This window comes from Inquilinus sp. OTU3971 (genome assembly GCF_038440215.1).
The window spans coordinates 1-5,571 of the sequence record NZ_JASATH010000310.1; the positions used below are offsets into that span (position 1 = coordinate 1).

At 67.1% G+C, this 5,571-nt stretch carries 4 protein-coding genes; 2 read left to right on the forward strand and 2 right to left on the reverse strand.

The window, feature by feature from the left end; genetic code table 11:
* On the forward strand, positions 1-1,533 hold a 1,533-nt coding region (locus tag AAHM41_RS38495), incomplete at its 5' end, for a M23 family metallopeptidase (protein ID WP_342241923.1).
* 157 nt (positions 1,534-1,690) lie between these two features.
* Positions 1,691-2,080 (forward strand): DUF3060 domain-containing protein, encoded by a 390-nt coding sequence (locus tag AAHM41_RS38500; RefSeq protein WP_342241924.1) that lies wholly within the window; start codon positions 1,691-1,693, stop codon positions 2,078-2,080.
* Between the two features lie 733 nt (positions 2,081-2,813).
* Here AAHM41_RS38500 and AAHM41_RS38505 read toward each other — a convergent pair.
* Positions 2,814-2,999 (reverse strand): hypothetical protein, encoded by a 186-nt coding sequence (locus tag AAHM41_RS38505; RefSeq protein WP_342241925.1) that lies wholly within the window; start codon positions 2,997-2,999, stop codon positions 2,814-2,816.
* A gap of 98 nt (positions 3,000-3,097) precedes the next feature.
* A complete protein-coding gene (locus AAHM41_RS38510; protein ID WP_342241926.1) occupies positions 3,098-5,068 on the reverse strand; it encodes a calcium-binding protein in 1,971 nt (656 codons plus the stop codon).
* Positions 5,069-5,571 lie beyond the last annotated feature (503 nt).

A 5,571-nucleotide genomic window follows, 5' to 3' on the forward strand; every position in this document is an offset into this window, starting at 1 on the left:
GCCCGACGCACCGCCATCGACCTCGCCGCTGGACTGATGCAGGAGGTCGTCCCCCAGCCGGGCGCGGATCCGCGCGTTGCCTGCGACGCCGGGATCGCCGGAGCGCCCTATGCGCTCGGCCGATCCGAGATCGGTCTCTGGGTGCTGGCCGTGCCGGGAAGCCATGCGCCGGATATTCGCGACGAGGCCTCGGCCGTGCTGAGGGATCTCGCCGCGCTGCCGGCCGGGCTCAGCCGGGCGGAGCTTGCCCGGGCCGTTCGCCGGCGGGTCGAGCGGGAAGCGCTTCGGTCCGGTCATCGGCAGCAGTCACGCCGGCGATCCGAGGGCGTGTCCATCCTGGCCGCGATCGTCAGCCTGCCGCACGTGATGTGCTTCCGGACCGGCCCGTGCGGCCTCTATCGCCTCGGGCCGGACGGTCTTGCCGCTCTCGCCTTCGACGGGCGATCCTCCGCCGCGAAGAGCTCCCGCCAACCGGAGGTGGCGCGGATCCGCCTGGGCCTGGAAGACCGGCTCGTCCTGGCCTCTCGCGATCTGCCGGCCGGCGCGGCGCGGGCGGTCGATGCATCCCTTCTCCACGATCTGCCCGACACCGCGGCCCAGCGGCTGGCCGGGTGGGCCCCCGAACCGGGATCGGGCCAGCCGGCCGTGATCGTGCTGGCTGCGCGGACCGCCCAGGCTACCGGCGTGTCGCAGCCTGCGGCGGCGCATGATAAACCGCCCCGGGACGAGCGCACCCGCATCGCCGGACGGGCACCGCTTTCGCTCCTCCTGGGCGTGGGGGCCTTGGCCGTGGTCACGGCCCTGGTGGTCGCTCTGGCACTGTCGCACCGGCCCCGGCCGCCTCGGACCGAGCCGCCGGCTCCGGCTGCCGTAGCCGGCACGGACGCTGCAGCGCTCGGACTATCGTCGACCGATATCGCGGACACCGATCGACGCCTGGCCCAGACCGTGCGTCTGGCCGTCGCGGTCATGGCGATCGACCGCGCCCTGACCCGCCTCGGCTTGCCGCCGTCGGGCGGCCCCGCCTTGATTGCCGATCCGTTTTCGCCCACCGCGCTCGACACCCATGCACGCCTTCTGGCGGCTCGCCTACCGGGGCTGCCATTGGCGACGCCTCTGCGCGGCCCATACCAGAAGTCGAGCCCCTTCGGCCCGCGCGTCCATCCAATCACCGGCCTGACAATGATGCACACGGGCGTCGATCTCGTCGCCCCTGCGGGAACGCCGATCTTCGCCACGGCCGCCGGCCGTGTCCTGCGGTCGGGCCTGGCTGGCGGCTACGGGAACATGGTGGAGATCCAGCATGCCGACGGGCTTGTCACCCGCTACGCGCATATGCAGTCCCTCGCGGTCGGCGTAGGCGATCCGGTCGCGATCGGAACTGTCGTCGGTACCCTCGGCTCAACAGGCGAATCGACCGGCCCCCATCTGCACTACGAGATTCGGCGCCGGGATGTGCCGGTCGACCCGATGCCCTTCCTCGAGACCGGCCAGGCCCTGAAGGCCGTGCTGCTCGTCGCGTTCCGGAAATGAACCTCGAGCCCGCCGGCATGACCGAATTCGGACAATGTTCATCCATTCCCATGCCGGACACAGTATTCTTGCAGGAACCTGTCGGAAGTTGCCGCAGATCGGGTTCGGTCGGACCGGATGCGCAGCACACCGGCAACGGAGGGAAGGAGGAGAGCCGATGACTGCAATCGAGAGACAACGGATGACCCGAATGATCTTCGGCGTCGTAGCCATGTTCGGCCTTTTGATCGTTCCTTGCGCCCAATCGCAGGAGGAGATCCTGATCCTGCAGAGCGCGGCCGACCGGCAGCCCATCGCCTGCGCCGACCGCGACGTCGTCATTCGGGCCGACGACCAGCGCTACAGCCTCGCGGGCAAGTGCCGTTCGCTGATCCTCGAAGGTGACCGCAACATCGTCTCGATTGAGCTTGTCTCCGGCGCCATGCTGACTGTGTCCGGATCGCAAAATCTAATCTACTGGACCGGGAGGTTCGGGGCGCCTTCGATCGTCGATGCGGGCAGCGGCAATCGCATCACACCGCTCGGCGACGGAACGACCGGACGCTGATCCTGCCCGACCATTCGGAAGAAATTCTCCATGATAGGAAAAGACTTGGTTGGCATGGCGATGCCGAACTACCTCGCATGCCACAACATTAAGTATCCGATGATCACAATCGCCCAGAGAATAGCGATGCGTCGGGCAAGCGACTGTCCGTCGATAGGGCGCTGACTCATCGTCCGTTCAAAAGCTAGACCGCGAAAATCGTGTGAGACTGCCGCGCCGGCGTGAGCACGAAAGCCCCAAACCAGACATCAGGATCAAAGCGATGGTGCGCCGGAGAAACCACGAGATCCTCACTCTCGGTCAGGACTCCCCTTACCTAGGAATAGGACCATTGTCCACCCCGATCGTCGTGCAACGACATTCGGGGCGGGCAAATGAGCCGACGTCGTTCGCGATACTCCCCGCCTCCCCTTCCCCATGGGGCGGGGCCGGCGCAGGCGTGGGTTCGCGACTATCCGATCGAGGACGTGGTCGCAGGGGATTTTGAGACGGGCAACTCTTGAAATTCCGAGCGCTACTGCGGCTGTGCAGAAGTCACGAATTTGCCAATCCGCGCCTTTGGCACGGCCTTGTGACAGTAGGTCATCCCATTCAGCCGCAGGACCGAGCTCGGAGCGGCGGAAGCCGCCGGCGAATCCGGTCAGCAGCAGCGCCATGTCCCGGAGGGTCCGGCGCGCCTCCCCTGCCGCGCCGGCGAGGTCGATGCCGGCCAGATTGGGATGCGCGTCCGGGGTCAGCACCAGCGAGGCGGCGCGCAGGTTCGGCTCGAGCAGGGCCGCCTTGCGCACCGGCCGGGCGCCCTTGGTGGGCGCAGGCCCTTGAGAAAGGCCTCGAACTCGGCGTCGTCGAGCACGAGCGGCCGCTTCAGCCGCTTGCGGATCGCCACCATCGCGGCGCGGCGCAGCGGGATGGTCGACACGATCGCTTTTCCGAGAGGGCGGTCAGGTGCATGACCAGCAACTGCTTCGAAGCGAAGAATTGCGGCTCGGACGCCTTAGGCGTCCGAGCCGGTCAGGACTACAGCACGAAGTCTCCGGCCGTCAGGGTCAAGTCGCTGCCGATGAGCGCGATCGACAGGTCGGCCTTGCGGTCGCCGTCGATATCGGCGGCGACCACGGTCACGGACCCGCTGTCGTCGACGAGGCGCAACTCGCCGGCCTGGCCGGAGAAGGCGTCGCCGCCGATGAAGGTGAAGGCGGTGTCGCCGTTGCCGGCGTCGCCGTCGGCATCGATGCCGACGAGGTCGATCCGGTCGCCGTCGGCGGAGGAGAAATCGGCTATGACGTCGCGGGTGTCGAAGCCGGTGCCGGTGTCGCCGGCCGCGGCATAGACGAAGTTGTCGGCGCCGAACCGGCCGAATAGCCTGTCGGCCCCCGCGCCGCCTTCGATCCGGTCATCGCCGTCGCCGCCGACCAGCCGGTCGCCGCCGCCGCCGCCGATGAGGTTGTCCATCCCGGCGCCACCGCGCAGCAGGTCGGCGCCGTCGAAGCCATTGAGCTCATTGCTGCCGGCATCACCGATGAGCGTGTCGTCGAAGTCGCCGCCCCACACGATTTCAATGCCGGTGAACTGGTCTCCGGCGGCATCGCCGCCACTGGCCGTGCCGGTGGCGAGATTGATCGACACGGCGGCAGACGAGAGCTCATAAGAGATCGAGTCGACGCCGTCCCCGCCATCGAGCATGTCGGCTCCCGCGCCGCCATGCAGGTCGTCATCGCCGGCACCGCCTGTGATGTCGTCCGCGCCGTCCCCACCGATCAGCCAGTCCGCGCCGGCGCCGCCCTCGATGGTGTCGTTTCCGCCCGCGCCGATGAGCCGATTCGCGGCCGCGTCGCCGATCAGGGCGTCGTCGAAGCCGCTGCCCCACGCATCTTCAACGGCGGTCAGATGGTCCCCCGCAGCGTCGCCTCCGCTGCCCACGCCGGTGGCGAGGTTGATCGACACGGCGGCGGACGCGTCATCGTAATAGATCGTGTCGATGCCGTCCCCGCCATCGAGCGAGTCGACCCCCGCGCCGCCGTGCAGCGCGTCATCACCGACGTCGCCTATGAGGTCGTCCTCACCGTCCCCGCCGTCGAGGGTGTCGGCACCGTCCCCGCCAATGAGCAGGTCGGCTCCTCCGCGACCGCGCAGGAGGTCATCGCCGGCATCGCCGTAGAAGCCGTTATCGATGTCATCACCCATGAGCTGGTCGTCGTGAACGGAGCCGTTCACGCCCTCGACGCCCGTCAGGGTATCTCCGTCGGCATCGCCCCCGCTTGCGGTGCCGGCGAGGAAGTCGACCGCCACGCCGGAGGACGAGCCGCTGTACTGCGCCACATCGAAGCTGCCGTTCCCGCCGTCGAGGATGTCCGCGCCCGCGCCGCCTTCAACGAGGTCGTCCCCATCCCCGCCTTCGAGCCGGTTCACGGCCCCATCACCGATCAAGGCGTCGTCATGGGCGGAGCCCCAGAGATTCTCGATGCTGGAAAACGTATCCCCGACCGCGGCTTCTCCGGACGTGGCTCCGGTGGCCAGGTTGATCTCGACGCCGGAGGTCAGGTTCGGATCGTTATAGCTTGCGGTATCGATGCCGTTGCCGCCGATCAGACGGTCCGCACCCCCGACGCCGGACGCACCGCCGGTGCCGGCCAGGACGTCGTCGCCGTCCCCGCCATCGAGCGTGTCGTCACCGCCGAAGCCGTAGAACACGTTGTTGCCGGCATCGCCGACGAGCGTGTCATCGAAGTTGCTGCCGGCCGCACCCTCGATTTCGGTCCAGGTGTCGCCGACGGTATCGCCTCCGCTTGCGGCGCCGGTGGCGAGGTTGATCGAGACAGCGGCAGACGAGGCCTCGTAGCGGATCATGTCGATGCCATCCCCGCCATTGAGCACATCCGCTCCGCCATCGCCATATAGATAATCATTACCGCCCAGACCATTGATCGTGTCGGCATCGCTCGTGCCGTGGAGGGCATCAAATCCCGCGGTTCCGTTGATGACGGCCATGGTTCATTCCTCTTCTCGTGCTGAGGCGCCACGCCTGCGGCGCAGGACCACGACTGAATGAAAGTCACGCCCCCGGCGATTCGAGCCGCGGGAAGCTGCGCTGATTAGGGACCGATGCGCTGAGCCGCGACGGCTGGGCAGGAGCGACCCAACGCTCCCGCCCCGTGCGCAAACGGCGCCGGGCGCTTGGCAGTACGGGCCTGCATGCACTCGATGATCGACATATCAGTCACCCTCGCTTGTGCATATAGGGATACGTATATGCGTTAATTCCTGAAGAAGCGCCAGGACAAAGGACTGCTGTAACAGAAATAATGCCACCGGATTCGTCAACAATATCTCCATTTGGATTTAAGTTTTACGCAAAGGCATTGAAATCCGATTTGGCCTGAAGATGGGTAATTTATTCTTTGCCGTACCGGCGCTGGACGCCGATCTTCACGAAGAAGCGATTTTTTCGGGCTGGTCGGGGGGGGGGGGGGGGGGGGGGGGGGGGGGGGGGG